We start from the raw sequence: 26,840 nt of genomic DNA, 5'->3' as shown, positions 1-26,840 counted from the left end.
AAGGGCACGTTATCTAGCGCTTATTGTGGCATTCCCGCTAGGTTTGCCGTTTCGACGGCGCGTCGGGGCGCGGTCTGTACCTCGCGGGAGCGATGGATGGGGGCATGACGCGCGCGGGTGCGCGGCCTGTTCTTCTGGGTGAGATGGTCTCTGGTGCGCCGTGCTCGCGAGCGGCCCTCTCGGCCTTGGTGGGTAGCCGCAGCCCGGCCAGGATCTCGGCCAAATCGAGGGCAGTGCGTGGCCTGCGCCGCGGATTCTTCTCCAGGAGGTCCATGATCACCGCGGCCAAAGCGGGCGAGACGGTCGCCGGGAGCGGCGGCACCGCATCGTTCACTTGGGCGATGGCGATGTCGACGGGGGACGACGCTGTGAAGGGTCGCCTGCCCACCACGGCTTCGTAGGCGATGATTCCCAAAGCGTAGAGATCCGACGCTGGGGTGGCTGGCTTGCCGAGGGCGAGTTCGGGAGCCAAATACTGGGCGGTGCCCATCACCATGCCGGTCGCGGTCAGCGTGGTCTGGTCGCGGCTTCGTGACACGCCAAAGTCCGTGATCTTGACGTGGTCCTCACCCTCGATCAGGAGGTTGCCTGGCTTGATGTCGCGGTGCATCACCTGGGCCTGGTGTGCCGCGTGCAGACCATTGCAGGTGCCGATCATCATGCGGACCAGCCGGTGCTCATCCACCGTGAGCTCGCGTTCCAGCACGGTCGACAGCGGTTCTCCCTCGACCAGTTCCATGACGAGGTAGGCGGCCCCAGCCTGGTCGCCGTAGTCGAAGACCTGAGCGATGTTGGGGTGCATGAGCCCCGCGGCGTTCTGTGCCTCGTTGCGAAAGCGCTTGAGGAAGGTCTCGTTGCTTTGAGCCTCTTCCTTCAGCACCTTGACGGCGACGGGCCGGTCGAGCTCGCTGTCGACCCCTCGCCACACCTCGCCCATGCCGCCAACGGCGAGAAGGGAGCGCAACACGTAGCGACCGCCCAGCGTCGTTCCCGCTTGCATCTGCATCAGCTCCCCCCTGCTGCGCTAGCGATCGCAGCCTGGATGACGGCCTTCGCAATCGGGGCGGCGACCTTGCCGCCCGTGGCCTCGCTACCGAGGTCCCCACCATTCTCAACCAAGACGGCCACGGCCACCACCGGGTCGTCGGCGGGGGCGAAGGCCACGAACCAAGTGTGCGGCGCCGCGTCCGTGCCGGTTTCGGCCGTTCCTGTCTTTCCCGCGACGCTTACGCCGCTGATCTGCGCGTTGCTTCCCGTTCCGTTCGCAACCACTCCTTGCATCATCGCGTTGAGGGCGCCCGCGGCGTCCCTGCTGAGTGCGGAAGAGAGTTCTTCAGGCGAGGTGTGCTCGATCACGCGCAGGTCTGGGTCGCGCACCGTGGAGACCAAGTAGGGCTTCATGAGCACGCCGTCGTTGGCGATGGCAGCCGCGACCATCGCCATTTGGAGTGGTGTCGCGCGGACGTCGAACTGGCCGATGCCCGACTGGGCCACTTGAGGCTCGTTGGGGTTGTCGGGGAGTCGCGAGGGTGTCACGTCGAGCGGGATCTCAAGCTGCTCGCCCCAGCCGAACTTGGCGGCCGTGCGTTCGATGACTCCCCATCCCAGCCGCATCGCCAGGTCGGCGAATGCGGTGTTGCACGAAACCCTGAGTGCCTCGGCAAGAGTGATGTTGTCGGTGGGGCCGCACCGACTGCCGCCGTAGTTGCTGATAGTCGCGGTGGTGCCGGGAAGCGTGAGCTCTTGAGGAGCGTAGATGAGGGTCTCCGGCGTGTACCCAGACTCGAGCGCCGCGGCGGCGACCACTAGCTTGAAGGTCGACCCAGGCGCATACGTGTCGCCGCCGATGGCCCTGTTGAACAGAGGGTCCGTCTGATCGGCCAGCAGCGCCTCGTACAGGCGATTGGCCTCCGACGACGAGTGCACGGCGAGTGCGGCGGGGTCGTACGTGGGCGTCGACACCATCGCGAGGATCGCCCCTGTTCGCGGGTCGAGCGCGACGACGGCGCCACTCTTGCCAGCCAAAGCGTCGTACGCCGCCCTTTGAACGTCGGCGTCGAGCGTCAACTCGACAGAGGCGCCTTCTTGCTCTTGGCCAGCGAAGAGTTCGCCGAGGCGCGTCCAGAACAGAGCGTCGGCGCTGCCGTCGAGAAGCGCGTTCTCCGTCGCCTCAAGACCCGAGCGACCAGGGCCGATCGAGTAGTAGCCCGTGACGGGCGCGTACAGCGGCCCGTCGGCATAAATGCGCTGGTAGTTGAAGGGATCATCCACAGGCACCGAGCTGACGATCGATTGACCGTCCACGATAATCGGACCCCTGAAGGACCCGAATTGGCGATACAGCGTGCGGACGTTGCGAGGGTCTTCGCCCAGCTCGCCGGCCTTCGCAAACTGCACCCACGATGCGGCGACCATGAGCGTGAGAAACAGCAGCAGGGTGACGACTGACAGGCGGCGGATCGGCTCGTTCATGCGGTCACCTGCGCCGCGCGTGCGCCGTCGGCCGCCCCCGCCCGCGCCACGTCCGAGATGCGCAAGAGCAGGGAAACGGCCAGCCAGTTCGCGATCATCGAGGAGCCGCCGTAGGCGAGGAAGGGCGTGGTCAGTCCCGTCAACGGGATGACCCGAGTCACGCCGCCGACGACCACGAAGAGTTGCAGCGCCATCGCGAACCCGAGACCGGCGGCCACGAGTTTGCCGAAGCCGTCGCGCACGCCGATCGCTGCGCGCAAGGCCCGCTGCACCACCACCAGGTAGAGGGCAAGAATCGCCATGAAGCCGGTGAGCCCAAGCTCCTCACCGAGCGCGGCCATGATGAAGTCCGACTCCGCATACGGCACGAGCGCGGGGGAGCCGTCACCAAGGCCGGTGCCGAAGAGCCCTCCGGAGGCCATGCCGAACAGGCCTTGCACCAATTGGTAGGACCTTCCGGAGTCGTAGACCTCCCCGTCGAGAGCGTGCAGCCACGCGTCGTAGCGCGCGCCCACGTGAGAGAACAGCGTCCCCGCCACGACGGCGCCGACGGCAAACAGGCCGACGCCGACGATCACCCAGGAGATCCGCTGGGTCGCGACGTAGAGCATCGCGACGAAGAGTCCAAAGAACAGGAGGGAGGCGCCCAGGTCGCGCTCCGCCACCTGGACCAGCAGGGCCGCGGCCCAGACGATGAGGATGGGGCCAAGGTCGCGCGGGCGCGGCAGGCGGATGCCGAGCACCTTGGGTCCGGCGAGCGCCAGCGTGTCCCTGTGTGACACCAGGTACCCCGCGAAAAAGACGACGAAGGCGATCTTGGCAAACTCGCCAGGCTGCAGCGAGCGGCCAAAGATCGACACCCAGATGCGCGCGCCGTTGACCTCACGGCCGATCACGGGCGCAAGCGGGAGCAGCAAGCCCACGAGGCCGAGCGCGCCGGCCGTGTAGGTGTAGCGGCGCAGCAAGCGGTGGTCGGGAAGCACGGCGACGATCGTCAGCGCCGCCACAATGCCGATGACCGCCCAGAGGGTTTGGGTCTCGGCGAAGGCCGTCTCACGGCCCCTGTCGAGATAGGCGAAATCGATGCGGCGATTCATCGCCAAGCCCAACCCATTGAGCGCAAAGACCGCTGGCAGGAGGACGGGGTCTGCGTCGGGCGCCTTGAGGCGGACCACCACGTGTGCGGCGGTCGCGATGGCGACCACGGCCACGGCATACGCAGCAAGGGAGCCGTCGATCCCCGGGCCGGCGTTCGCGTCGACAAAGGCCCTGGCCGCGATCGCGATGGCGCACGCGATGGCCAGCAGCACGGCCTCCGATCGCCTCCCGACGCGAATGGAGACCTCGAGAACCGTGGCCACTAGCCGTCGTCCTCGAGAGACGCCACGATGTCGCGCGCTTCACCAAGATCGCTCGTGCGGATGGAGGAGTCGACGCGCTCGCGCTCGAAGGGGGCCAGGGAGTCGAGCGAGACATTCGTCGACTCGGCGACGTGGTGCAGCGAGATGGGGCCAAGGCTCTGCGGAATGCCGCGATAGATGGCGACCTCGTCGCCGTCGACGCCCACGTAGTACTGGGTCTGCGACCAGGCGTAGGCCCCCCACAGCCCTGCGACCACGGCCACGAGCGCGGCGAACGGCAGTAGCCATGGCCTCAGGTGAGCCCACCGCTTTCCGTGCTCTTCGTCCTCGTCCTCCTCCGCCGGGGCGGTGGAGAGCTTGGCGGCACGGCCGGCCGACGACGTCGATCCCTGGGTAGGGCGCTTGCGGTCCCGGGCCGCTGAGCCGACGATCTGGTTGGGGGCTGGCTTGGCCTTGCTGGCGGCAGAGTCGACGTCGACGATGTCGCCGATGACGCACGTCACGTTGTCGGGGGCGCCTGCGGCAAGGGCGAGGGAGACGAGGGCGTCGGCGCAATCGGCCGCGTCTTCGACCTCGAGCATCGTCTGGTGAATGGTGCTGCGGGAGACCACGCCCGACAGCCCGTCTGAGCACAGCATCCACCGGTCGCCAAGGCGGGCCTCGCGCACGGAGATGTCGACGGGGACGTCCGCGTCGATGTCGCCGAGCACGCGCAGGACGAGGTTGCGCTTGGGGTGGTTCTCGGCGTCGGCGAGCGACAGGCGTCCCGTGTCCACCAGGTGCTGCACGAAGGTGTGGTCTGAGGTGACCTGGTCGAGTTCCCCTTCGCGCAGCAAGTAGCAGCGGGAATCGCCGATGTGTGCCATGGCCAGCGACGTTCCGGAGCGCAGGATCGCGGTCACCGTGGTGCCAAGGCCTGACAGTTCTGGGTCGTTGTGCGCCCGCTCGACGATGTCCGCGTGGGCCTCGGCGATGGCTTCCTTGAGTTGGTCGAGGGCCTCATCGGGACCGAGCGCCTCACCCTCGAGAGCGGCGAGTCGACCGACCGCCAGGGACGATGCGATGTCCCCTCCAGCGGCGCCACCCATACCGTCGGCGACCACCAACAGGTGAGGGCCTGCAAAGGCGGAGTCTTGATTGTCTGCGCGCACCAATCCCACATCGGAACGCGCTGCGAAGCGCAGCGTCAGGAACATATCAGGCCCTCAATTCCAAGGTGGTCGCGCCGATGCGCACGCGTTCTCCTATCGAGAACGGGACGGGGTCCTCGACTTTCTGGTTGCCAAGGAATGTGCCATTGGTAGACCCCAGGTCCTCCACCAGCCACTTGCCGTCTTCAGGGAAGATGCGGCAATGCCTGGCGGAGAGGAAGTCGTCCTCGATCACCACTGTGCAGGTTGCCGCGCGGCCAATCAAGATGGGAGCGGCCCCCAGCGGCACCGTCGTCCCCTTGAGCGTTCCCGACGTGATGGCCAGGTGAGCCGCGGCGGGCGCCTGAGTCGAAATGGTCCCGGCCCTCACTCCAGTGCTAGCCCGCGACGGCGCGGCGCGCTTGTTCGCGCGGCCACCGTGCTCGCGCCGGTTCTTTCTGCCTTTGCCGCGCGAGGTCACGCGCGTGCCGTAGAGGTCGGAACGCAACACGGCGATGGCCACCAGCACCATCGCCCACAGCAGGACCAAGAAGCCCATCCGCAGAAGGGAGATGGACAACTGACTCATCAGTCGTCCTCGTCCGTTGGCAGGCCATCCCAATACAGGATGGTGGTGCGGCCGATGGTGATGGCGTTGCCGTCGACGAGCGTGGCCTCGTGGATGCGCTGATCCTCCACGAACGTGCCGTTGGTGGAGCCCAGGTCGGTCACGATGGTGCCGTACTCGGTGCGCTCGAGGCGGATGTGCTGGCGGCTCACTCCGGTGTCGTCCACGACGATGTCGGCCTCGGAGCCCCGTCCCAGCACGGTGGACGAGCCCGTGAGGTGGTAGCGCTTTCCGTCGATGTCCAGCAGGGGATAGCGGGAGTGCGGGGCGCGGTTGCCTGCTGGCGCCGCAGGACCGCGCGTGGAGCGCGAGTGGACGGCATAGCGGCCGGTGGCCAGGTCCGCATCCTCTTCAAAGCGCACGGCAACGTTGCCCACAAAGCTGTAGCGCTGGCGATCGGCATGATCATGGAGCGAGTCCTCGAACTCGTGAGCGAGGGCGGAGTCACCCCATTCACGCACGGACTCCATATCCGCAGGGCTGAGGACCAGCACGTACTCGTTCGGAACCACCGTGCGTTGCCTGTCGACCACAGCGGCCCTGGCGTCGCATTCGCGTTTGAGCGCGCTTGACAATTCCACCGGCTTCACGCCTGAACGGAACGTCTTGGCGAACGCGGACTGCACCACGTTCTCGACGCCCTTCTCGAAGCGATCAAGGACACCCATACGGGAATCGTATCTTGCGAGGTTGGGAGGGCTCACTCGCCTCGCGCGGGTGGGGCGTCGCTACGCCTCGTCTGACCCCGCCCCGAGGGGCGCGCGCAGTGGCCACTCGTCGCCGTCGAGCACCACTTGAGCGGCCGCGCCCGTCGCCGGGTTGACCACGATGGGCGCCAACAGATTGGCCGTCGTGACGTCGTCCCCACCTGGGTGAACCACGGCGAGCATCACCGGCTGTGCGTCGGCCGCCATGTCGAGCGCCTCGCGCACCGACGCGGAAACCTCCGGGGCGTAGCCGGGGAAGTAGGCGCGAGGAGGGATCACAAAGAGTCGCACGCCAGGCTGCTCGAGACTACGCAAGGCGAACAGGAAGCCCGCCTCGTCAAGAGACGTGAGGTCAAAGCGCCTCAGCCCGGCCATGCCAGGAGGCGCCTCGACAAAGGTCAGTTCGTCGGGCAGTTCCCGCAACTCGCTGCGTGCCCCGTCAAGCGCGACGGCAACGCTCATCGCAGAAAGTCCATGAGGGTGGGCTGCAGCACGCGTGCCGTAGCGCCAAGGGCGCCCTGATAGGCGACCTCTTGCATCTTCAGTTCCATGATGGTCTCCGCAAGGTCGATGCCTTCGACATCGTCGATGCTAGACGTCACATCCTGCAGCGTCTTCGCGATGGACTGTTGCGCGTCGGAAACCTGCTTGTACCGGATTCCGACATCCGCAATCTGCGCCAGCATTCCATTGAGGCGCGTATCAATCTCAGCCAACCTACCCGAGACTTCGGCCGTGCCGCGCAAGTCGGCCGCGATGTCGTCGAGGAGTTGGAACACAGACGTGGCACCGGTGCCGTAGGTAGCGGCGCCGTCGGCGTCCACCCGCACGGTGGCATCAGGGCCGATGCGGCGTTCGACGCTCGAGCCGGCCACGCCGTTCCACGCATAGGGCGTGGCGGCGGTGCCGTCTTCAAAGGCGACACCAGCGTTCGAGGTGCCAGCAAAGACTGACCGCCCCTGGAAGTTGGTGTTGGCAAGGTCAAGCAACGTGTCGCGCAGGCCCTCGATCTCGGTAGCGATCGCGCCGCGCGAGGTGGGACCAACGGAACCGGAGTTCGCACCCTGAACCGTGAGGTCACGCACGCGCTGCAATGCGCTGATGGAGCTCTGCATCGTGTTGTCGATGGTCGCGAGCCAAGCCACGCCGTCGGCCGTGTTGCGAGAAGCCTGGGTAGCCGCGGCCTTTTCGGCACGGAACGTCATGGTGCGTCCGGTTGAACTGGGGTCGTCGGAAGGACGCTGGATCGCCTTGCCAGAAGACATCCGCGCCTGGAGCTTGGACATCGTGGCCATGTTGTTCTGCAAGTTGTACAGCGTCGAGCGCTGCATCGTTTGCTGCGTCACACGATTGATCACGGCCTACCTCCCCACTAGTCCAGTCCGGTTGATCAGGGTATCCAGCATTTCGTCTACCGCTGTGAGCACACGGGCTGCGCCCTCGTAGGCCCTTTGGTAGGCGAGCATGTTGGTCATCTCTTCATCAATATCGACGCTTGCGTTTGACCGTTGAATGTTCTCGGCAACTGCTCGTGAGGTCTCCGACACATCGGCCCTACGAATGGTCGCCTGCGTGGTGACTCCAAGGTCAACCACAAAGTTGCGCCACGTCTGGTCCGGTCCGCCGGCGGCGTCACGAAGTTGGGAGATCTGGTCTGCCACCGAGCCGTCGAGCGGGCCGTTGGCCGCATTCGCCGCAGCGATCTGTTGAGGATCGGTAATGGCGACCTTGAGTCCCAGAGCTGCGGGGGTGCCAGCGGTGAGGGAGAAGAAGTCGACGCCGGTGTCGTTGGGAGGAGCTGCGAGCGTCTGCGCGCTCGAGTGCACGGCGTTGACAGCTGCGGCCACATCCGTGGCCACCTTGTTCACCGTGCTGACGGCCGTAGCAATCGGTCCACCGAACGACGCTGGCGACAGCGACGTGATGGTGCCCGCGAGCGAACCGCCATCGAGCACCAGGGACGTTCCAGTGTTGGCCCATGACAATCGCACCACATCGGTAGCAACGGGAGGCTCGGCGATCGCGGCGTTCATCACGTAGGAGCCCTCAAGTTGGAGTGTCTGCGCACGGTCGCCCGTCACCAACTGGTTGCCGGCGATCATCACATCCATGGTGCCGTCCTCCTTGAGGCGGCTCGTGGCGCCTACAAGAGAGGACAACTGGGTGATGAGTTCGCTGCGGTGGTCGATCAGCTCGTTCGCCGAACCGCCGGAGACCAGCACGCCGCGGATCTCGTTGTTGAGTTCCGCAATGCCTTGAGCGGCGGTGTTGACCTGCGCCACCGTGGCGCCCGCCTCGACCCTCGCCTGCTGCCACTGCGTCTCGAACGCCCTGTAGGTGTCCGCGATCTGGTGCGTCAGCGTCGTCGCCTTACCAAGAAGCGCCGTGCGCGTGGCGCCAGAGTCTGGCGCGTTAGCCACGTCCTCCCACGCCGTCCAGAACTGCTGCATGCCAGACGCTAGTCCCGTGTCTCCCGGCTCCGTCACCACCGACTCGACGCGCTGCAGCGCCGTCGCCGTCGAGGCGTAGTGGGCTGACTGAGACGTCTGGGTGCGCAGCCGGGCGTCGAGAAACTCGTCGCCAAGCCTGGCGATGCCAACGGTGTTGACTCCGGTCCCGGCGCCAAGCGGGGTGGAGAACATGGACCGTACCGCCGCCGTGGAAACGGACTGAAGGTCCGCACGCTGCCGGGTATAGCCGACGGTGTTGGCGTTCGCGATGTTCTGACCGGAGACGTTGAGAGCCTGTCGCTGAGCGATCAGCGACGACAGCGCGGTGGACAGTCCGGAGAACGAGCTCATGGCGTTACAGCGCCTCGTCAATCAGGAAGGCAGCATCGGTGCCTGAGGCGGAGCCGCCCTTGGGGTTGTACGTCTTGACGGTGTCGCTGATGCCCATGAGCGCGTCTTGGGTGTCACGCACCTGCTGCGCCAGAATCTCCCGATTGGAGTGGGCGAGCGCGTCGATCTGCGCGGTGATGTCCGTCAGGGCCACGTGGTGGCTGCGCAACAGGTCGTTCCACGGCGACGGGGCGGCCTTGGCCAACTCCATCAGAGAGGCGCCTTCGGTGATACCGACTTCGCGGGCGGCGTCGTCGGCCTCGACGGCGCGACCAAGTTCGATGCCGCGGATCTGGTCAAGTACGGCCTCGACCTCGCGCGTCGCGCGCCCGAGCCAGCGCGAGCGTCCGCTCGCGAGCACGAGTTCCTCTTCTTCCAACTTGAACAACAACATTTCGAGAAGTTCTCGCTCGCGCCACAGCACGGTCGACAGTTCATTGAGTCCCACAGTGACTCCTTCGCTTTCGAACAGCCCGGTTGATGGCCATTCACACGTGACCTATCGGCTCTGACAAGCATCCTGTGACAAGTCTCACTCAGAAATTTCCGGCGATCCGGGCGTGTCGTTGCGCGCCCCCAAGTTGGGGGCCCCCTATGTGTGGGCAATGGACCATGTCACACCGGGTTTCGGGCGAATCGGACATACCGATTACGGGCGTGTCGTGTGACATTTCCCGCTCGGCCCAGTGATAAGCGCCACGTGTGATTTCTCTCCTTGTCTAAAGAGGACCCGTCAGTCACATTTGCGCCATGAACGAAGCGATGAACCGATCCAACGCCCTGGTGGAAGCCCACCTCGCGCTGGTGGGATACAACGTGAACGAGGTCCTCGCTCGCGTGCCATCGCACGTCTCTCGGGCCGACCTGATGTCTGCCGGGGCGATGGCGCTGGTGCGGGCGGCCCGTTCCTTTGACGACACCAAGGGCGTTCCTTTTGCGCGCTACGCCTCGATGCGTATCCGTGGCGCACTGGTCGACGAGCTGCGCTCGATGGACTGGGTGCCTCGCGGAGCCCGTCGACGCGCTCGCACCGCGGCCGATGTGAGCGACATGCTCACCAGCAGGCTCGGTCGCACGCCCACCAAGGCGGAGATCGCTCACGCCATGGGGATCAGCGTAGAAGAGGTGCACGCGGCCCACGCCGATGCCGACACACGTGTCCTTTCCATGGACGCCTTCGACGGCGCCGTGGCCGACATGGTGGTCGACTCTTCTGTCGGTCCGCTCGACGCGCTCGTCAACTCCGAACAGATCGAGTACTTGCGTGCCGGCATCGAGTGCCTGCCAGAGAAGCTCGCCTACGTGGTTGACCAGTTGTTCTTCCATGACCGTCCAGTGGTGGAGTTGGCAGAAGAGATGGGTCTCACCCGTTCTCGCATCAGCCAACTTCGCACTGAGGCCCTCGCGCTCTTGAAGGATGGCCTCAAGGCCAACTTGGACTCCGACGCCGTACCCACGGTGGATCCCCACGAAGGAGTGGTCGAGCGTCGCCGCAAGGCGTACTACGCGGCCATTGCCGCGCGGACGGCAGAAACCCGCGGAGCTGCGGCTGTCGCCCCTTCGGTCGAAGCCGCCTCTCACGCTTGGGCGCGCGCGGCAAGTTAAGAAGTACCCGTCCCGTGTGGCGTAGGGCATTGCGCCGCACGGGACGCGTCCGCCGGGCGGCGGACTCCACAAAAAAACTCAACACTGACCGCTAGTGGCCGATCAAGGAATTGCTCGCCCAGGGAAGGGCGGCAGTCATGACCCGATTCAAGGAGGAGAAGCACCATGGGTCTCTCAATCAACCAGAACATTGCGGCTGTCAACAGCTACCGCAACCTGTCCAACACGCAGAACGACCTGAGCAAGTCGCTCGAGAAGCTCTCAAGTGGTTTCCGCATCAACCGCGCAGCAGACGACGCTGCCGGCCTCGCCATTTCTGAGGGCCTTCGCTCGCAGATCGGTGGCCTGAAGCAGGCAGTACGCAACTCGCAGGACGGCATCTCGGTCGTGCAGACCGCTGAAGGCGCCCTGACCGAGACCCACGCGATCCTGCAGCGTATGCGTGACCTCGGTGTGCAGGCGGCCAACGATGGCGGTCTGTCATCCGACGCCAAGGGCAACATCCAGTCCGAAATGAGCCAGCTGAAGGACGAGCTGACCCGCATCGCGGACACCACGCAGTTCAACGGCACCAAGCTCCTTGACGGCAACTACACCGGCAAGTTCCAGGTCGGTGCCAACGTTGGCGAGACCATCTCTGTGGGCATCGGCACCTCGATGGGTGCTGCCGGCCTTGGTGTTGGTGGCGTGGACGTCACCACTGCTGGTGGCGCGGGTGCAGCCGCATCCGTGTGGACCAGCTCGGCTGACTTCTCTGGTGCCACCATCGCGGCCAGCACCACTGTCGACGTCGTTGTCAACGGCAAGACCGTCACCCTCGACGGCGGCGCTGCCGGCATCGATGAGACGGGCATCGCCACTCAGATCACTGCTGCGGGCGTTGGCGTGACCGCCACCATGAACGGCACTGCGCTCGAGTTGACCGCGACCAACGATGGCCCCAGCGCCATCTCGGTGTCGGGGTTCAGCGCGATCGTCGCTGGCACTGACGAAGGTACCCTCGTCGCTGGTAGCAACGGTGCCACGTCCGGTGCGGAGAACGCCATCACGGCGATCGACGCAGCCATCAAGACGGTTTCCACCACGCGTGCCGACCTCGGTGCCGTGCAGAACCGCTTTGACCACACCGTCAAGAACCTCAACGTTGCGGTGGAGAACCTCTCCGCTTCCGAGAGCCGGATCCGCGACACGGACATGGCCAGCGAAATGGTCAACTTCACCCGTGCACAGATCCTGTCGCAGGCTGGCACCGCCATGCTCGCGCAGGCCAACCAGATTCCTCAGGGCGTTCTTTCGCTCCTGCGGTAATCCGACCGGTCGGGTCGCACTCGCGGCCCGACCAACCGGTCGCCACGCGGTGGCGGGACAATTTGCCCGAGTTGTCCCGCCGCCGTCGCGGTGGCCTTTCGCATTCAGCGTGAGACATCTGACGAAGGGAGGACGACGATGTCGACATTCGGTATCGACGGACTCTCGTCAGGCCTCGACACGACCAGCATCATCTCGCAGCTCATGAAGCTCGAGGCTGCACCGCAGACGCTTCTCAAGGCCAAGCAGTCCACTACCCAGAGCATCGCCGCGGCTCTCCAGGCCATCAACGTCAAGACTAAGTCCCTCGGCGAAGTCGCTGCCAAAGCAGCATCCGCCGACAACTGGACCTCTTATAAGGCCACCTCGTCGTCGTCGGCCGCCAAGGCGAGCACGACGACCTCCGCCACGGCGGGAACCCTCACCTTCTCCGTCGACGCGGTCGCTACCAAGCAGGTATCGCTGACCGACGCGGTCACCACCGGCGCAGGACTCACCACTGACAACCCTCCGACGCTCACCCTTAAGACGGCCCAGAACACCTACGTGTCCGTAACGGCCGCCTCCAACTCGCTCGGGGACATCGCGAAGGCCATCAACGACTCCGACATGGGGATCAAGGCCACGACCGTGCAGGTGTCGGGCGGCGCGACTCCCACGTATCGCCTGCAGTTCACGTCTGAGACGACGGGAGCTGACGGCGCCTTTGAACTCTTTGTGGGCGACGAGGCCGCGGTGATCGCGGCGACCGCGGATCCGCTGGCCACCTCCGTCGTCACCACGCCTGCCGATGCGTCCATCACGCTGTGGAAGGGCTCGGCGTACGAGCAGACCTACACGCAATCGTCGAACACCTTTGCAGGCGTCATGACGGGCGTCGACGTGACCGTCTCGAAGGCCACCGAAGCAGGCGAGACCGTGACGATCAACGTGGCGCCAGATGCCGCCGCCGTGAAGAGTCTCGCCTCGAACTTGGTGAACGCGATCGGTGTGGTCTTCTCCGACATTGCTTCGCGCACCAAGGCGACCACTACGACCAAATCAGATGGCACCACGGCTGTGGCGGGAGGATTGCTCTCGGGTGACTCTGCGGTCAGGTCGCTCCAGAACCAGTTGACGCAGGCGGCGAGTTACCCAGTCGACGGCAAGTCGCCGTCGACCGTCGGCATTGTGGTGGGACGCGACGGCACTTTCACGTTCGACGAGGACGTCTTCGCGGCGGCGCTCGCAGACGACCCCGACGGAACGGCGCTCTTTGTACAGAAGCTGGCAGAGCGGGTGCAAGGCGTTGCCGAGAACCAGTCGGACGCTCAGACAGGGGCGCTGACCCTCAAGATCACCGGTCAGGAATCGCTCGCCAAGGACTACGCTGACCGCATCAGCGCGTGGGACGACAGGCTCGCTGTGCGTCAAGAGACCCTCCAGGCTCAATACACCGCGCTCGAAGTCGCGCTTTCGGGCCTGAACGCGCAGTCCTCCTGGCTAAGCGGCCAACTCGAGAGCCTGTCCGCGAACTGGCAGTCATAGGAAAGGCAGGGACACCATGAACTACGCGAATCTCCGCGAACGGTACGTGCAGGACGCAGTCGCGACTGCGTCGCCTGCCACGCTGCTGATCATGCTGTATGACCGCCTCGTCCTTGACCTGTTGCGCGCGGAAGCGGCACTCGGAGAGGGAAACAGGGAAGCGGCCAACCAGCAACTCAACCACGCCCAAGACATCGTCTCCGAACTGGCCGCCACCCTCGATCTCGACGCCTGGGAAGGCGCGCGCCAACTCATGTCCGTCTACACGTTCCTGTCCACCTCACTGGTGGAGGCGAACATCCAAGCCGACGCTGCGAAGGTTGCCGCGTGCCGAGGCCTCGTCGAGCCCCTCCAGGAGGCATGGCAGCAGGCCGCTCGCCAGGTAGCAGAGGCGGAGCCGGAGCGCTCGTTTGGGGAACTGGGCGTCGCATGAGCCTCTCAGCGCCAGCGTCTGACCAGTGGCAGGATGCCTGGTCGACCGCGCTCGCGGCTCTTGAGATGGACGTGGCAGAGGCAGAGAGCATGCTTGCGCTCGACCGCGTCTTCGAGGAAGTGGCCCGCGACCCGTGGACACCGCCCGTCAACCTTGGCCCTCTCCCTGCCCACCTTGTCGAGAGGGCGCGCACGCTGTTGGCACGCCAATTGAGCGTGTCCCAGCAACTCGCGTCGGCCGCACGCAACTCACGCAAGCACGACCGCGCCCTCAGCCACCTGCAGGCCGGCACCCCTGCGCCTCCCGTGTACTTGGATACGCCCGCGTAACTCAGGCGCCACGCCACCGCATGTGAGAGAACGTGACAAACGTCACGCCGACACACCTCACCAGGCCCTAGCGACGGCCGATGGGGGCCGTGAGCACGGATAGCTCCCATAGTTTGGCCACGGATCGGCCCCCACGTCGTCACGAAGGGTGGTGCGATCCGTGTTTGGTTCCGTCAGCTTCGACGCCATGTCGGGCGCGCTTGACTCCCTGTCGCTGCGCCAACGGGTCATCGCCGACAACGTCGCCAACGTGCAGACGCCTGGCTTCCAGGCCCGACGCGTCCAGTTCGAGCAGGCGCTCAGCAGCGCCGTAGGCGACGGCTCAGGGCGGGTGCAGGCCAAAGTGCTCACCTCGCTCGAGCCGACTCGCGAGAACGGCAACAACGTCAACCTCGACACCGAGGTGCTGTCCAACATCGACACGAATTTGCGCTTCCAACTGGCCACCCGCGCCATGGATGGGAAGTTCTCCGCAATCCGCACGGCCTTGAGGTCCAACTGATGGGGACCTTCGCGGCACTCGGCATCGCCGGTTCAGGAATGAATGTCTACCGCCACTGGCTCGACGCCGTGTCGGACAACCTCGCGAACCTCAACACGGTTCGCCCGACCGACGAGGCGGCCTTCCAGGCCCGTTACGTCGTGGCGCAAGCGAATGACACCCAGGGCGGCGACTCTGGAGGCGTGCACGTTGCTGGCGCCGCCTTCGGCGACGCGGCCGGCCGACTCGTCTACGAGCCCGGCCATCCCCTGGCCGACGAAGAGGGCTACGTCCGCTACCCCGACATCGACATGTCAAGCCAGATGGTCCAACTGATCATGGCGCAGCGCGGCTACCAAGCCAACGCCTCCGTCGTCGAGCGGGCCCGCGAGATGTACACCACCGCACTCCAGATCGGGAGGTCCTGATGTTTGTGCCAGCAGTGACGTCGGCCGTCAGCGCCACCGGGTACACGCCCGTCGCTCAGCCAGCCGCCACCCGTGGCCCGTCGGGAACCGACGCAGCCTTCGGAGCGTCGTTCGCCCAGAGCGTCGACGGCCTCCAAGCCATGCAGTCGAACTCGGCGGCCCTTGCGGTCAAGGCCGTGACAGGCGACCTTGCCGACGTGCACCAGTACACGATCGCCGCGACGGAATCGGCGGTGGCCATGGAACTCACCGCGACCGTGCGCAACCGCGCGATTGAGGCCTTCAACGAGATCATGAGGATGCAAGCCTGATGCCCGCACCGCTCACCACGCTGCTCGGCAGCATGAACAAGTCGATCCAGCAGCTCTCTCTCGCGCAGCGCGTCTTCGCGGTGCTCTTGGCGGCAGGCATTCTGCTCGGAGCCGTCGCACTCGGCCAGTGGGCGACCAAGCCGACGATGTCGCCGCTGTACACCAACCTGTCTGCCACGGATGCGGCCGCGATTGTCGACCAGCTGAACGCGAGCGGGGTCGAGTACCAACTCGCAGCTGGAGGCACCACCGTCATGGTGCCGAACGCTCAGTTGTACGACACCCGTTTGGCGGTTGCTGGCGCAGGGCTGCCAGCGAACTCCGACGCCGGATATGCGCTGCTCGACAACGTGTCGATGACCAGCTCCGAGTTCCAGCAGCAAGTGACCTACCAGCGCGCTCTCGAAGGAGAGCTCGCCAAGACCATCGGCGCCATGGAGGGTGTGCAGGCCGCATCCGTCAAGCTCGCGATCCCCCAAGACACCGTCTTTGTCTCCGAGAAGGCGGCTCCCACCGCATCGGTGTTCGTCGAGACCCGCGCGGGCTCCTCCATTGGCACCGCAAGCGTTCAGGCCATCGTGCACCTGGTGTCGGCCTCGATCGAGGGCATGCAGGCTGAAGACGTCGCCGTGATTGACTCCACGGGCGTGGTGTTGTCCACGGTCGGGGGCGACGCGTCCACGCTGATGCAAGCGGGCCAAGTGAGCGACTACGAAACCCGTGTCGCCTCCAACGTCCAAGCGATGCTCGACCGCGTCGTCGGCGTCGGCAATGCCGTGGTGTCTGTGAGCGCAGAACTCGACTACGACAAGACGGCCAGGACCACCGAGACGTTCTCAGCTGACGAGGAACTGCCGCCGCTGAACGAGTCGACCTCGGTCGAGGAGTACACCGGGGGCGCTGCGACAGACGCCGGCATTCTCGGACCCGACAACATCTCGGTTCCCGCGGGTGCCGACGGTGGCGGCGAGTATCGCAAGGAAACCGCCGTCAACAACAACGCCATCAACAAGGTGACGGAGACGCTCGAGTCCGCTCCCGGCAACGTCAAGCGTCAGTCAGTGTCCGTCGTGGTCTCAGACGAGGCCGCAGCCGACCTGGACATGGGCGACCTGGAGACGATGGTCGCGGCCGCCGCTGGCGTCGACGACGAACGAGGAGACGTGGTCTCCGTCAACAAGATGTCCTTTGACACGACGACGGCAGAGACCGCGCAAGTCGCCCTCGAGGCCGCCAGCGCCGAAGCGCGCGAAGCAGCGACCACGTCCATGTACATCTCGATCGCGAAGTGGGCGTCGCTCGCGATCGTGGTCATCCTGGTGTTCCTGCTCATCCTGAGGATGTCGCGCCGCGCGATCGAGAACGAGCGCACGACGCTCAGCCTTGAAGCGGTCGAGGCGCTCGAGAACAGGACTCAAGAAGCGCTCGAAGCGCGGGCCCAAGCGGTGCTCGACAAGGCGTCGGAGGCCGCGGGTCAATTGGGCGCGGCCCCCGTGCCCGACATGGGATCCGTCGCCGCGAGCGTGCGCGACGAGATCATGGCTTTCGCCTCCGCCCAACCGGCCGAAGTGGCCGAGGTGCTGCGCGGCTGGCTCGTCTCGGGTAGGCAGCAATGACCGCGCTACTGACCGGCACCCAGAAGGCCGCGCTCCTGCTGATCCAGATGGGACGGGAGACGGCCTCGCGCATCATGAGCCAGCTCAATGAGACGGAGATCGAGCAGCTCACCACCGAGATTGCTCGTCTCAGCAACGTTGATGACGACACGATCCTGGACGTGCTTGAGGAGTTCAAGGCGAGGTCAAACCGCGGACCTGGCCTCAGCCAGGGTGGTCTCAACTTTGCGCAGCGACTGCTCGAGGAGACGCTTGGCAAGGACAAGGCGCGCGAGGTGCTCGAGCGGTTGTCCAACTCCATGCAGGGCCAGCCCTTCGAGTTCCTGATGCACGCGGAGGCCCGTCAGGTGGTGTCCCTGCTCGTGGGCGAACACCCCCAAACGATCGCGCTCGTGCTCGCGCACCTGCGTCCAGAGCACGCTTCGGCGATCATGACCGGCTTTGCGCCTGAGGTGCAGACGATCGTGGCACGGCGCATCGCGTTGATGGAGCGCGCTTCCCCCGACGTGGTGGCCGTGGTCGCCGAGTCGCTCAAGCGCAAGGCGACCGCCGTGCTGACCACTCAAGAAATGTCGGCAGTAGGCGGCGTGCAGCCGCTCGTCGAGATCATCAACCGTGCCGATGCGGCGACGGAGAAGCTCATCCTCGAAGGCCTCACCGAGAGCGACCCTGAACTCGCGGACATCATCCGCTCCATGATGTTTGTATTTGCGGACATCACCCTGCTCGAGGACCGCGCCATCCAGTTGGTGCTGAGGGGCGTCGAGGCTTCCACGCTCGCGACGGCGCTCAAGGGCGCAGACGACGCTGTGCGCGAGAAGATCCTCAAGAACATGTCCGAGCGCGCCAGGACCACGCTGGAAGAGGAGATCGACCTGCTGGGCAAGGTGCGCATGTCGCTCGTCGAAGAGGCCCGCTCTCAGGTGGTGCAGGTGATCCGCAAGCTCGAAGAGGCTGGCGAGATCATGATCAGCAGGGACGGCGAGGACGAGTATGTCAACTGAGCCGAGCGTGTCGACCTTCAAGCCGGCCGCGATCACGCCCCACCGCAGCGACACGGACAACCCCACGCGCGCCGCAGGCTTCGCGGCCGGCTGGGCCGCAGGAGCGCGCGCCGCGGCCGACGCCGCCAAGGCCGATAGGGAACGTATGGCGCAAGAGCACGCGGCCAGGGAGGCCGCGCGTGACGCCGCCACTGCGCGGGCCGTCGCCGCACTCGGTGAGGCCATCGAGCAGTGGCACTCCCGCGCCGTTCCAGTGCTTGACGACGCACGGCGCTCGGTCTACGCGGCAGCGCTTGACCTCGCAAGTGCCGTCCTCCAACGCGAGGTCGAGCCAGGGGCCGGATCGGCTCGCACCCTCCTCACCAGGGCGCTCGACCTGCCCGTCGAGGCCTCTCCCACCGTGCTGCGCCTGCACCCTCAGGATCTGCTCCACGTGAACCTGCTCATCGAGTCAGGCCAGGCCGACGTGCCTGCAGGCCTCACGCTGGTGCCCGACTCGCGGCTCGAGCCCGGTGACGCCATCACCGAACACGAGAACGGCGCGCTCGACGCGAGGATCTCCACCGCGCTCGCTCGCGCCCGCGAGGTTTTGCTGGGTGACAGCGCATGAGCATCCCCACCCTGTTCGACGGGTATCCCACCGCGGCCTCGCTTGAGGCCGATCCGGTGCTGCGCCGCGCGCTCGCGGCCGCCGCACCTGAGCGGGTGGGCGCCGTGTCGCAGATTGTGGGGCTGTCGATCGACGTGACAGGCATCTCCGGCGCGGTGGGCGACCTGGTGTCCATCGAGTCGGAGCGCGACGAGCCGACGGTCGCCGAGGTGGTCGCCATCACCCCGCACGCCTTGCGCTGCATGCCCTTGGGCTCCGTGCACGGCCTGCGCGTCGGAATGCAGGCCAGGGCCACTGGCAGCCCGCTCACCACGCCCACCGGGCCGCAACTCTTGGGACGCGTGCTCGATGGACTGGGACGGCCGATCGACGGCAAGGGTCCCGTCATGAACGGCCCACACGCGCGCCGCGAGTCCATCACGGGCAGCGCGCCTTCCGCGTTGCAGCGCACCAGGGTGGACACCCCGCTGGGTCTGGGCGTACGCGCGCTCGACACCCTCGTGACCGTTGGCCGTGGCCAGCGCATCGGCCTATTCGCCGGCTCCGGCGTCGGCAAGTCGTCGCTCTTGTCGATGGTGGCCCGCGGCACCGACGCCGAAGTCTCCGTCATCGCACTGGTGGGCGAGCGCGGCCGTGAGGTGCGCGAGTTCATCGAGGACGACCTTGGCGAAGAGGGCCTCGCGCGCTCCGTCGTGATTGTGGCAACCTCGGATGAGCCGCCTATGGTGCGTCTGCGCGCCGCCTTCGTGGCCACCCGCATCGCCGAGCAGCTGCGCGCCGAGGGCCGGCACGCGGTGCTCATGATGGACTCGCTCACCCGCGTGGCAATGGCGCAGCGCGAAATCGGGCTGTCCGTGGGGGAGCCCCCCGCGACGCGCGGCTACCCGCCGTCGACCTTCTCCGTGCTTGCCCAGTTGCTCGAGCGGGCCGGCACCGCCGCCCAAGGTTCCGTCACCGGGATCTACACCGTGCTGGTGGACGGCGACGACCACAACGAGCCCATCGCCGACGCCGCCAGGTCCATTCTTGACGGCCACGTGGTGCTCACCCGCGAACTCGCCGTCGCCGGTCACTTCCCTTCCGTCGATGTGCTCGCCTCCGTCTCCCGCGTGGCCAACAGGGTCACGACCGCGGAGCAGCAGTCGCTCGCGCTCAGGTTGCGACAGATTCTCGCTGCGAGGCGCCGCGCCCAGGATTTGCTCGACGTCGGCGCTTACGCCGCCGGCTCGAACCCGCTCGTGGACGCTGCCGTGGCGCACTCGCAGCACATCGATTCTTTCTTGAGACAGAGCCTCGACCTTGTGGCGGAACCCACCGACTCATGGACGCAATTGCGTGCATTGGTGGCGCAGATGGGAGCGGAACAGTGAACAGGAACTTTGCCCTCAGCGGACTCATGAGAGTGCGCGAACTCCAAGAGGAGCGGGCCGCGGCCGATCTGGCCAGAGCCAACAAGGCGCGACTCGATGCGCAAGTGGCGCGGGCGGTCGCTGAGCAAAGCCTCGCGAACCAGAGCTTTCCCGCTGACGCCCCTGCCGACATGTACGAGGAGCGACGCGCACACGAGGTGGCGGTCAGCACGCCCACGTGGCGCGCCATCGTCGCGGCACGGGCATCGGCCACCGCGCTGCTGGGCGAGTACAACCACGCGGTCTACATCGCGTCAGAGGCTGCCGATGCCGCCACCGGCGAGTGGAGCGAGGCGCGCATGCGTGCCGCGATGATCAGCAAGCTCAAGGTGAAGCACCTCAGGGAGGTCGAGGCCGCTGATCTCCGCGAGGAGCAAATCGTGCTCGACGAGTCGTCCCTGCGTAGGGCCGCGGAGGTGACCCAGTGACCGCAGTCGCCACCGCATCGCTCGCGCCAGCGCCCGCACCGTCGGCTCCGGCGAAGCCAGCCTCCCGCCAGGGCGGAGATCGTTTCGCCGACGAGTTCGCCGCCGCGGCGCGCGCTCAGGCAACGGATCGCGACCAGTCTGCGAAGACTCGCCGCGCGCAGGAGCGCCGTGCCGACGCTCGCGACGACGCTGCACACGCTCACCACGCCAAGGCGCAACGCAGCCAAGGTAAGTCTTCCGCGGCGCCGCACCACGACGGCGTCGCCTCTCCACAAGCGTCCGCACCTGGGACTCGGGATTCGGGCACCGAGTCCCAGGCTGCGGCGGCAACGGCTGGCTTGCCGCCGGTTGATGACAGCGCAGTGACGGCCGACGCTGCGGCGACGGCCGGTGCGACGTTGGAGCAGTTGGCAGAAGCCGCGACAGCAGCAACGGCCGACGCTGGGGCAGACATTCCGGACTTGGTTGAAGGCGCGCCGGGCGGCGAGTCGGTGGACGAGGCGGCTGCCGTGCCTGGCACGACTCCCCAGGAACCGGCCGCCGCGTCGTCCGTCGTGATCGTGTCGACAACGGGCGCCACCTTGAAGGAGACGCCGGCTGTGCCTACTGCGGCGCCGATGGCGACGGCCGCATCGACGAACGCCGCATCGACGAACGCCGCTTCGGCGACAACCGATTCGGCGTCGGCGGCGCAGGCCGCGTCGGAATTGCCCCTTGGCATCGCCACCGAACAGAGCGTCGGCGGGCCAGCGAGCGAACCAGGACGCGCCGCCAGCACGCCAACCCCTACCGCGACTGCCGTGGCCTCCGCGCCAGCGAGCGCTGGAGCTAACGCGGGTGCCGTGGCGGTGCCGGCAGAACTCAAGCCGGTCGCTGCCGCTGACCCCGTCGCCAAGCCCGCTGTGAACGTCGACGGCGCCAACGTCGTCGCCGCCACGGCCCCAGCAACGCCCGCTCAAGCGTCGGCGACCGCGCCAGCCGTTGCGCCAACCGCCCCCGTCGTGCCTCCCCAACTGGCCTCCCAACTGTCCGGCCAACTCACATCCTTGCGGGCACTACCGCAGGGTGAGCACGTGCTGACGCTCACGGTGAATCCTGAGGGTTTCGGCCCCGTGAAGGTGGTGGCGCACATCGGCGCTGACGGCGTTCACCTTGAGCTCTTCGGGGCGTCGGAGCAGGCTCGGGCCGCTCTCAGGGCCGCATTGCCGGACTTGCGCCGCGACCTCGTGGGCGTGGGCCTCGACCCTCGACTCGACGTCGGCAGTGGCTCCTCGGGAGACGCGAAAGACCAGTCGATGAGATCTGACCGTGAGGGCTTCGGCCAGCAGCAAGGCGGGCAATCTGCGCGAGGAACAGGAACCACTCCCGCCGCAGCATCAACGCCCATGACCATCAACCCCCATCGCGCTGCCAGTCGTGGCGGCCTTGACCTGGATCTCTAGGAGTCACCATGAGTGTCGCACCCGTCTCGGCCGCCGGCATTAACACCGGCACCGCACCCACTACGCCGCCAAAGCAGACCCTTGATTCTGAAGTGTTCATGGCGCTGTTGGTCGCGCAACTGCGCAATCAAGACCCCAGTTCCCCCATGGACACGAACGAAATGATGTCGCAGCAGACGCAGCTGGCATCCCTCGAACAACTCACGGGCATCACCAACACGTCTCAAGAGCAGTTTGCGCTGACCATGCGCATGGCTGCGATGGGCATGGTTGGTCGCGAAGTGAGCTTTACCGACGCCGACGGAACCGTCATCACTGGTTCCGCGACCGGCGCCTCGTTTGCGGACGCGGTGCCTTCCCTCACGGTGGGAGACGCCACCGTGAGCCTCGAACGCATCCTGTCCATCAACCCAGCCGGCGCCTGACCGTCCGGATTAGCAAAGGAAATCCATCATGCTCCGTTCTCTGTTCTCCGGAATCTCCGGACTGCGCGCCCACCAGACGATGCTTGACGTCACGGGCAACAACATCGCCAACGTCAACACGGCGGGCTTCAAGTCTTCGCAGGTTCAGTTCCAGGACACCCTGTCCCAAGTGATCAACAACGCCGGTGCCGCACAGCCAGGCGTCGGCGGTACCAACCCCGCCCAGGTCGGCCTCGGCGTCAAGGTCGCGGGCGTCACCACCAACTTCCAGCAAGGCGCATCGCAGCTCACCAACCGCCAGACGGACATGATGATCTCCGGTGACGGCTTCTTTGTGGTCAACAAGGGCGGGGAGCAGCTGTACTCACGTGCGGGCGCCTTCTCCTTCGACGCGCTTGGTCAGTTGGTCACTCCAGACGGAGGGCTCGTTCAAGGGTGGGCAGCGGACGGGGCCGGCAACATCAACCTCAACTCGCCGCTGACCACGCTGCGGTTGCCGGTGTCGACGCTGATGGGTGCCGAGGCCACGCAGGGGAGCGTCTTCGAGGGCAACCTGCCCTACGACGCCGCTGTGGGCACCACGCTGAATCGCCAAGTAGACGTGTTCGACGGCTCGGGTGCGCCGCACACGCTCAACATGGCATTCACGCGTACCGCCAACCCCGGCGAGTGGACCATCGCCGGTGCCGTGGCGGGAACCACGTCAACCCAGACCGGCACCGTCACGTTCAACACCGACGGCACGCTCAACACGCTGACCTTCAATCCACTCCCTGCGGACGCCGCCGTCGGCACCCAGGCCATCACGATCGACATGGCAACCCTCACCGGCTTCTCCGGTCTGGAAACCATCGCAGCGGCGAGCCAGGATGGGCGCGCTGCGGGTGGACTGCAGTCCTTCGCGATCAACTCGGACGGCACGTTGCTCGGATCGTTCTCGAACGGACTCAAGCAGGCCATCGGCCGCGTTGCGCTCGGCAACTTCGGCAACCCGTCGGGCCTCGAGAAGTCGGGCTCGTCGTTATACAGGCCCACCGTCAACTCCGGCGACGCGCAAGTGGGCGCTGCGGGATCTGGCGGGCGCGGCATGCTCTCTGGCGGCTCGCTTGAGATGTCCAACGTTGACCTCTCTGCCGAGTTCACCAACCTGATCGTGGCTCAACGCGGATTCCAGGCGAACTCGCGCGTGATCACCACCTCCGACGAGGTCCTCCAGGAACTCGTCAACCTCAAGCGCTAGGCATAGCGGCGGCTTGCCGTCCTGACGCGGGCGCGCCCCGGGCAACGGTCCACAAGGCCGTTGGGCGCGTCGGGCCCCGCGTTCGGACGGCATCGGGCGCCCCGCTGTGGCTTGCACCATCGAACGGCCGGACTCCACACGAGTCCGGCCGTTCGTGTCTTCTCCGGCCCCCCGCTGGCCGTCGCACGCCCGTCCCGCCCGCCACTGCGCCTCGCGTCGCGGGAGCACCACTATCCGGCCCGTCACTGCGGCCCGCGTCGCGCGAGCACCACTATCCGGCCCGTCGCCGCGGCGGCCCCGTTCACGCGCCTGGGTGCGCGTGGATATGTGGTGGTGGCGCGACGCGCCCTCCGACGCGCCCTCCGGTCACGCATCCCCAGGTTGGGGGGCCGCGAGTGATCTGCATCACGGCAGTCGATGGGAGCGTTCGCTCACACCCTCCGCTTGCCCGCCGATGTAGTAGGGGACGGAGGGCCCAGGGAAGGGCCCCGGAACTCAGACCAGGGATGGTGATCGACCGTGATTATCTTGACGCGCCTCACGGGCCAGCGTTTTGCGGTCAACCCTGACCTCATCGAGAGAGTCGAAACCACGCCCGACACCATCGTCACTCTTGTCGACGGCACCAAGTACCTCGTCAAAGAGGACATCGAAGACATCGCGAGCCTGGTGGTAGATCACCGGGCCGCCGTGGTGGCCAAGGCCATCGACGTGGCAAATGTCGACCAGGGCACCGCAATCGCGTCTGTCACCGGTCTGCGTCACCAACCTCGGCTTGCGGTGGCGCCGGAGGCTGACTGATGGACTTTGCAACGATCATCGGGATCGGCGCGGCATTTGGCGCCATCGTCTTGGCCATCTTCCTCGAAGGCTCGACCCCCATGTCGGTGATCTTGCCCGCGCCCATGATGCTCGTCATTGGCGGCACCCTCGGTGCGGGCCTGGCCACCACCACTCTGGCGGACTTCACGAGGGGCTTCTCCGGGCTACCCAAGTTCTTGCTGTACAAGAAGAAGGACATGAACGCGACGGTCGACACCATCGTGTCGTTGGCAGATAAGGCCCGTCGCGAAGGCCTGCTCGCACTTGAGGACGCCACCCGCACCATAGACGACGACTTCCTGAAGGACGGGTTGCAGTCCGCCATCGACGGCGTGGATCCAGAGGACCTGCGCGCCATGATGGAGACCAAGATCGACGCGCGCCGCGCGAAGGACAAGGTGATCGCCAAACTCTTCACCGACATGGGCGGCTTTGCGCCCACCATCGGCATCATCGGCACCGTGGTCTCGCTCGTGGAAGTGCTCGGAAACCTCGAGGAACCCTCCACCATCGGAGAGATGATCGCGTCCGCGTTCGTGGCCACCCTGTGGGGCCTGTTGTCCGCCAACCTCATCTGGCTGCCCATCGCGGCGCGCATCAAGCGCATCACCGAGATCGAATGCTCCCACATGGAACTCGCCATGGAGGGCCTGCTATCGATTCAGGCCGGGTCCAATCCGCGCGTGGTGGGTGAACGCCTGCGCGCGCTGGTTCCCGACCAGCCGAAGCAGGCCAAGGAGGCGGCATGACCAGAAAGCACCAGGAAGAGGAGCACGAGAACCACGAGCGGTGGGCAGTCTCCTACGCCGACATGATGACGGTGCTGCTGGCGCTGTTCATCGTCCTTTATGCCATCTCCGTGGTGGACAAAGAGAAGTTCGAGGAACTCCGGGTGTCGCTCGCCGTCGGCTTTGGTCAGGACGTGACGTCGATGCTCGTGGGTTCTTCCGGTCCCCTCAATGGGGTCGAGTCTTTCCAGATCGCCCCCGACTTCACCGGTGTTGACGGCGAAGCGAACCCGCAACTCACCGACACGAACCTAGAGCTCTCTCAAGAGACGATCGACTTCCTTGCAGCGGCGCGAGAGTACGAGCAACTGAGCGACATCCAAGCGCAAATCGAGGAGTCACTGCGCAATAGCGGATTGGAGGCCGCTGTGCAGTACAAGATCGACTCGCGCGGCCTCATCGTCGGCATGGTCGGCTCTGCCGTGTTCTTTGCCGCCGACGACGCTCAACTCACGACGACGGCCCAGCGGGTTGTCGACACGATGTCGGCGCCAGTGCGTAACCAGAGCAGGCAAGTCTCGATCGAGGGCCACGCGAATGTGTTGCCATCGAGCAATTACCCCACCAACTGGGAGCTTTCCAGCGCGAGGGCCACTCAGGTGCTGAGGCGATTTGTCGAGTCCGGCGGCGTGCCAGGAAACATGATCTCCGCCGTCGGCTATGGCGATGCCAGGCCAGCCGTCCAAGGAACCACCGACGCGGCCCTATCGGAGAACCGCCGCGTCGACGTCGTCATTCAGTCGTCAGCGTCGGAAACCGTGCGTGCGCTCCTGCCCCAAATCGCGCAATCGTTGGCTGAAGGCTCGCTGACGGCCGACCAACTGCATGCCGAGATCGAGGCGGCTCAAGCACAAGCGCAGGCGATGAGCCAGGAAGGCGGATCATCATGAGCACGGATGCTCGCATCGTGTCCCCCCAACAGAAGATCGGCGCGCGCCCCACGGGGCCGCCAGCCGGTGCACCGGAGGAGCCGACCAAGCCGGCCAAGGGCAAGAAGAAGCTCAGCGTGATCATCGCGGCGGTCCTTGTCGTGGCGCTTGGCGCCGCGTACTGGTTCCTCGCAGGACCGGGCGCGGCAGCCCCGGCCGACGAAGCGGCAGAGGTCAACGCCGAGCCCGAGTACGAACTGGGCGAGGTGTTGCCCGTCGAGGCGATCAGCATCAACCTGGCAGGCGGGCACTACTTGCGTTTGGGCTTCGCGCTGCAACTCATCGCCGACGCTGGCGGCTCGCACGGACCGATCGACGCCTCGATCGCGCTTGACGCGGCGATCGCGCTGTATTCGGGACGCACTCAGGAGGAATTGTCTGACCTCGACTACAGGGAGCAGCTCAAACACGAACTCGAGGAGAAGCTCTTCGAGTTGTATCACGAAGAAGTGGTGGCGGTGTATTACACCGACTTTGTGACGCAGTAGGGGACCTTCCCGAGAGGCTTTTCTCACACCGCAAGCACGCGAGCGGCTGCGGCAGCGCGCGAAACCTTCACGCGGTGAC

30 protein-coding genes are annotated in these 26,840 nt (G+C 66.0%); 20 read left to right on the top strand and 10 right to left on the bottom strand.

The window, feature by feature from the left end; all coding sequences use genetic code 11:
* Positions 1–37: 37 nt before the first annotated feature.
* Genes LGT36_RS11735 through flgN form a run of 10 tightly spaced genes read right to left on the bottom strand, consistent with a single transcriptional unit; the run spans position 38 to position 9,586 of the window.
* On the bottom strand, positions 38–1,006 hold the full coding sequence (locus LGT36_RS11735) for a serine/threonine-protein kinase (RefSeq protein ID WP_226094814.1): 969 nt from the start codon (positions 1,004–1,006) through the stop codon (positions 38–40).
* Positions 1,006–2,472 (bottom strand): penicillin-binding protein 2, encoded by a 1,467-nt coding sequence (locus LGT36_RS11730; protein ID WP_226264359.1) that lies wholly within the window; start codon positions 2,470–2,472, stop codon positions 1,006–1,008. The genes LGT36_RS11735 and LGT36_RS11730 overlap by 1 nt, the downstream gene beginning before the upstream one ends.
* Positions 2,469–3,833 (bottom strand): FtsW/RodA/SpoVE family cell cycle protein, encoded by a 1,365-nt coding sequence (locus LGT36_RS11725; RefSeq protein ID WP_226094889.1) that lies wholly within the window; start codon positions 3,831–3,833, stop codon positions 2,469–2,471. Before LGT36_RS11725 ends, LGT36_RS11730 begins: the two co-directional genes overlap by 4 nt.
* A complete protein-coding gene (locus LGT36_RS11720) occupies positions 3,833–5,029 on the bottom strand; it encodes a PP2C family serine/threonine-protein phosphatase (RefSeq protein WP_226094887.1) in 1,197 nt (398 codons plus the stop codon). The genes LGT36_RS11725 and LGT36_RS11720 overlap by 1 nt, the downstream gene beginning before the upstream one ends.
* A 1-nt stretch (position 5,030) precedes the next feature.
* Positions 5,031–5,552 carry an FHA domain-containing protein gene (locus LGT36_RS11715; RefSeq protein WP_226264490.1) on the bottom strand — a complete coding sequence of 174 codons (522 nt, stop codon included), beginning with the start codon at positions 5,550–5,552 and terminating at the stop codon, positions 5,031–5,033.
* Positions 5,552–6,259, bottom strand: coding sequence for a DUF3662 and FHA domain-containing protein (locus tag LGT36_RS11710; protein ID WP_226094633.1), 708 nt, complete (start codon positions 6,257–6,259; stop codon positions 5,552–5,554). The genes LGT36_RS11715 and LGT36_RS11710 overlap by 1 nt, the downstream gene beginning before the upstream one ends.
* A gap of 60 nt (positions 6,260–6,319) precedes the next feature.
* Entirely contained in the window at positions 6,320–6,760 is a 441-nt protein-coding gene (locus LGT36_RS11705; protein WP_226094632.1) for a flagellar assembly protein FliW, read from the bottom strand.
* Positions 6,757–7,656: a flagellar hook-associated protein FlgL gene (flgL, locus tag LGT36_RS11700; RefSeq protein ID WP_226264491.1), complete on the bottom strand. Its 900-nt coding sequence runs from the start codon at positions 7,654–7,656 to the stop codon at positions 6,757–6,759. Before flgL ends, LGT36_RS11705 begins: the two co-directional genes overlap by 4 nt.
* A 3-nt stretch (positions 7,657–7,659) precedes the next feature.
* The gene (gene flgK, locus LGT36_RS11695; protein ID WP_226264492.1) at positions 7,660–9,099 is read right to left on the bottom strand and encodes a flagellar hook-associated protein FlgK; all 1,440 of its coding nucleotides are present in this window, start codon (positions 9,097–9,099) and stop codon (positions 7,660–7,662) included.
* Between the two features lie 4 nt (positions 9,100–9,103).
* Positions 9,104–9,586 (bottom strand): flagellar export chaperone FlgN, encoded by a 483-nt coding sequence (gene flgN, locus LGT36_RS11690; protein ID WP_226095617.1) that lies wholly within the window; start codon positions 9,584–9,586, stop codon positions 9,104–9,106.
* A gap of 302 nt (positions 9,587–9,888) precedes the next feature.
* On the opposite strand from flgN, the gene LGT36_RS11685 reads away from it, so the two are divergent.
* The 20 genes from LGT36_RS11685 to fliL all read left to right on the top strand — a co-directional run bounded on the left by LGT36_RS11685 (position 9,889) and on the right by fliL (position 26,761).
* Entirely contained in the window at positions 9,889–10,743 is an 855-nt protein-coding gene (locus LGT36_RS11685) for a sigma-70 family RNA polymerase sigma factor (RefSeq protein ID WP_226095616.1), read from the top strand.
* A 165-nt stretch (positions 10,744–10,908) separates the two neighbouring features.
* A complete protein-coding gene (locus LGT36_RS11680; RefSeq protein ID WP_226095615.1) occupies positions 10,909–12,051 on the top strand; it encodes a flagellin in 1,143 nt (380 codons plus the stop codon).
* A gap of 138 nt (positions 12,052–12,189) precedes the next feature.
* Positions 12,190–13,578, top strand: a complete 1,389-nt coding sequence (gene fliD / locus LGT36_RS11675) for a flagellar filament capping protein FliD (protein ID WP_226095614.1) — start codon at positions 12,190–12,192, stop codon at positions 13,576–13,578.
* Positions 13,579–13,594: 16 nt separating this feature from the next.
* Positions 13,595–14,011 (top strand): flagellar export chaperone FliS, encoded by a 417-nt coding sequence (gene fliS, locus LGT36_RS11670; RefSeq protein WP_226095613.1) that lies wholly within the window; start codon positions 13,595–13,597, stop codon positions 14,009–14,011.
* Positions 14,008–14,340, top strand: a complete 333-nt coding sequence (locus tag LGT36_RS11665; protein WP_226095612.1) for a hypothetical protein — start codon at positions 14,008–14,010, stop codon at positions 14,338–14,340. Before fliS ends, LGT36_RS11665 begins: the two co-directional genes overlap by 4 nt.
* Positions 14,341–14,500: 160 nt before the next feature.
* Positions 14,501–14,842, top strand: coding sequence for a flagellar basal body protein (locus LGT36_RS11660; protein WP_226095611.1), 342 nt, complete (start codon positions 14,501–14,503; stop codon positions 14,840–14,842).
* Positions 14,842–15,249, top strand: a complete 408-nt coding sequence (gene flgC / locus LGT36_RS11655) for a flagellar basal body rod protein FlgC (RefSeq protein ID WP_226095610.1) — start codon at positions 14,842–14,844, stop codon at positions 15,247–15,249. The genes LGT36_RS11660 and flgC overlap by 1 nt, the downstream gene beginning before the upstream one ends.
* Positions 15,249–15,560, top strand: a complete 312-nt coding sequence (gene fliE / locus LGT36_RS11650; protein WP_226095609.1) for a flagellar hook-basal body complex protein FliE — start codon at positions 15,249–15,251, stop codon at positions 15,558–15,560. The genes flgC and fliE overlap by 1 nt, the downstream gene beginning before the upstream one ends.
* Positions 15,560–17,176 (top strand): flagellar basal-body MS-ring/collar protein FliF, encoded by a 1,617-nt coding sequence (gene fliF, locus LGT36_RS11645; RefSeq protein WP_226095608.1) that lies wholly within the window; start codon positions 15,560–15,562, stop codon positions 17,174–17,176. Before fliE ends, fliF begins: the two co-directional genes overlap by 1 nt.
* A complete protein-coding gene (gene fliG, locus LGT36_RS11640; RefSeq protein WP_226095607.1) occupies positions 17,173–18,180 on the top strand; it encodes a flagellar motor switch protein FliG in 1,008 nt (335 codons plus the stop codon). The genes fliF and fliG overlap by 4 nt, the downstream gene beginning before the upstream one ends.
* Positions 18,170–18,790, top strand: a complete 621-nt coding sequence (locus LGT36_RS11635) for a FliH/SctL family protein (protein WP_226095606.1) — start codon at positions 18,170–18,172, stop codon at positions 18,788–18,790. Before fliG ends, LGT36_RS11635 begins: the two co-directional genes overlap by 11 nt.
* The gene (locus tag LGT36_RS11630; RefSeq protein ID WP_248642082.1) at positions 18,787–20,160 is read left to right on the top strand and encodes a FliI/YscN family ATPase; all 1,374 of its coding nucleotides are present in this window, start codon (positions 18,787–18,789) and stop codon (positions 20,158–20,160) included. The genes LGT36_RS11635 and LGT36_RS11630 overlap by 4 nt, the downstream gene beginning before the upstream one ends.
* The gene (locus LGT36_RS11625; RefSeq protein WP_226094630.1) at positions 20,157–20,627 is read left to right on the top strand and encodes a flagellar export protein FliJ; all 471 of its coding nucleotides are present in this window, start codon (positions 20,157–20,159) and stop codon (positions 20,625–20,627) included. Before LGT36_RS11630 ends, LGT36_RS11625 begins: the two co-directional genes overlap by 4 nt.
* On the top strand, positions 20,624–22,069 hold the full coding sequence (locus LGT36_RS11620; protein WP_248642080.1) for a flagellar hook-length control protein FliK: 1,446 nt from the start codon (positions 20,624–20,626) through the stop codon (positions 22,067–22,069). Before LGT36_RS11625 ends, LGT36_RS11620 begins: the two co-directional genes overlap by 4 nt.
* 8 nt (positions 22,070–22,077) lie before the next feature.
* The gene (locus LGT36_RS11615; RefSeq protein ID WP_226094618.1) at positions 22,078–22,494 is read left to right on the top strand and encodes a flagellar hook assembly protein FlgD; all 417 of its coding nucleotides are present in this window, start codon (positions 22,078–22,080) and stop codon (positions 22,492–22,494) included.
* A 28-nt stretch (positions 22,495–22,522) separates the two neighbouring features.
* Entirely contained in the window at positions 22,523–23,734 is a 1,212-nt protein-coding gene (locus LGT36_RS11610; RefSeq protein ID WP_226264381.1) for a flagellar hook protein FlgE, read from the top strand.
* Positions 23,735–24,253: 519 nt separating this feature from the next.
* The gene (locus LGT36_RS11605; protein WP_226096013.1) at positions 24,254–24,535 is read left to right on the top strand and encodes a flagellar FlbD family protein; all 282 of its coding nucleotides are present in this window, start codon (positions 24,254–24,256) and stop codon (positions 24,533–24,535) included.
* Complete coding sequence (locus LGT36_RS11600) at positions 24,535–25,305, top strand: motility protein A (RefSeq protein WP_226096014.1); 771 nt, start codon at positions 24,535–24,537, stop codon at positions 25,303–25,305. Before LGT36_RS11605 ends, LGT36_RS11600 begins: the two co-directional genes overlap by 1 nt.
* Positions 25,302–26,234, top strand: coding sequence for a flagellar motor protein MotB (locus LGT36_RS11595; RefSeq protein WP_226096015.1), 933 nt, complete (start codon positions 25,302–25,304; stop codon positions 26,232–26,234). Before LGT36_RS11600 ends, LGT36_RS11595 begins: the two co-directional genes overlap by 4 nt.
* Positions 26,231–26,761: a flagellar basal body-associated protein FliL gene (gene fliL, locus LGT36_RS11590; protein ID WP_226096016.1), complete on the top strand. Its 531-nt coding sequence runs from the start codon at positions 26,231–26,233 to the stop codon at positions 26,759–26,761. Before LGT36_RS11595 ends, fliL begins: the two co-directional genes overlap by 4 nt.
* The last annotated feature ends 79 nt before the right edge of the window (positions 26,762–26,840 follow it).

The organism is Demequina sp. TMPB413 (assembly GCF_020447105.2).
In the GTDB taxonomy this organism is placed as follows: domain Bacteria; phylum Actinomycetota; class Actinomycetes; order Actinomycetales; family Demequinaceae; genus Demequina.
The sequence above is the reverse complement of the archived record's forward strand: the minus strand, read 5'-3'. Positions and strand labels throughout refer to the sequence as shown.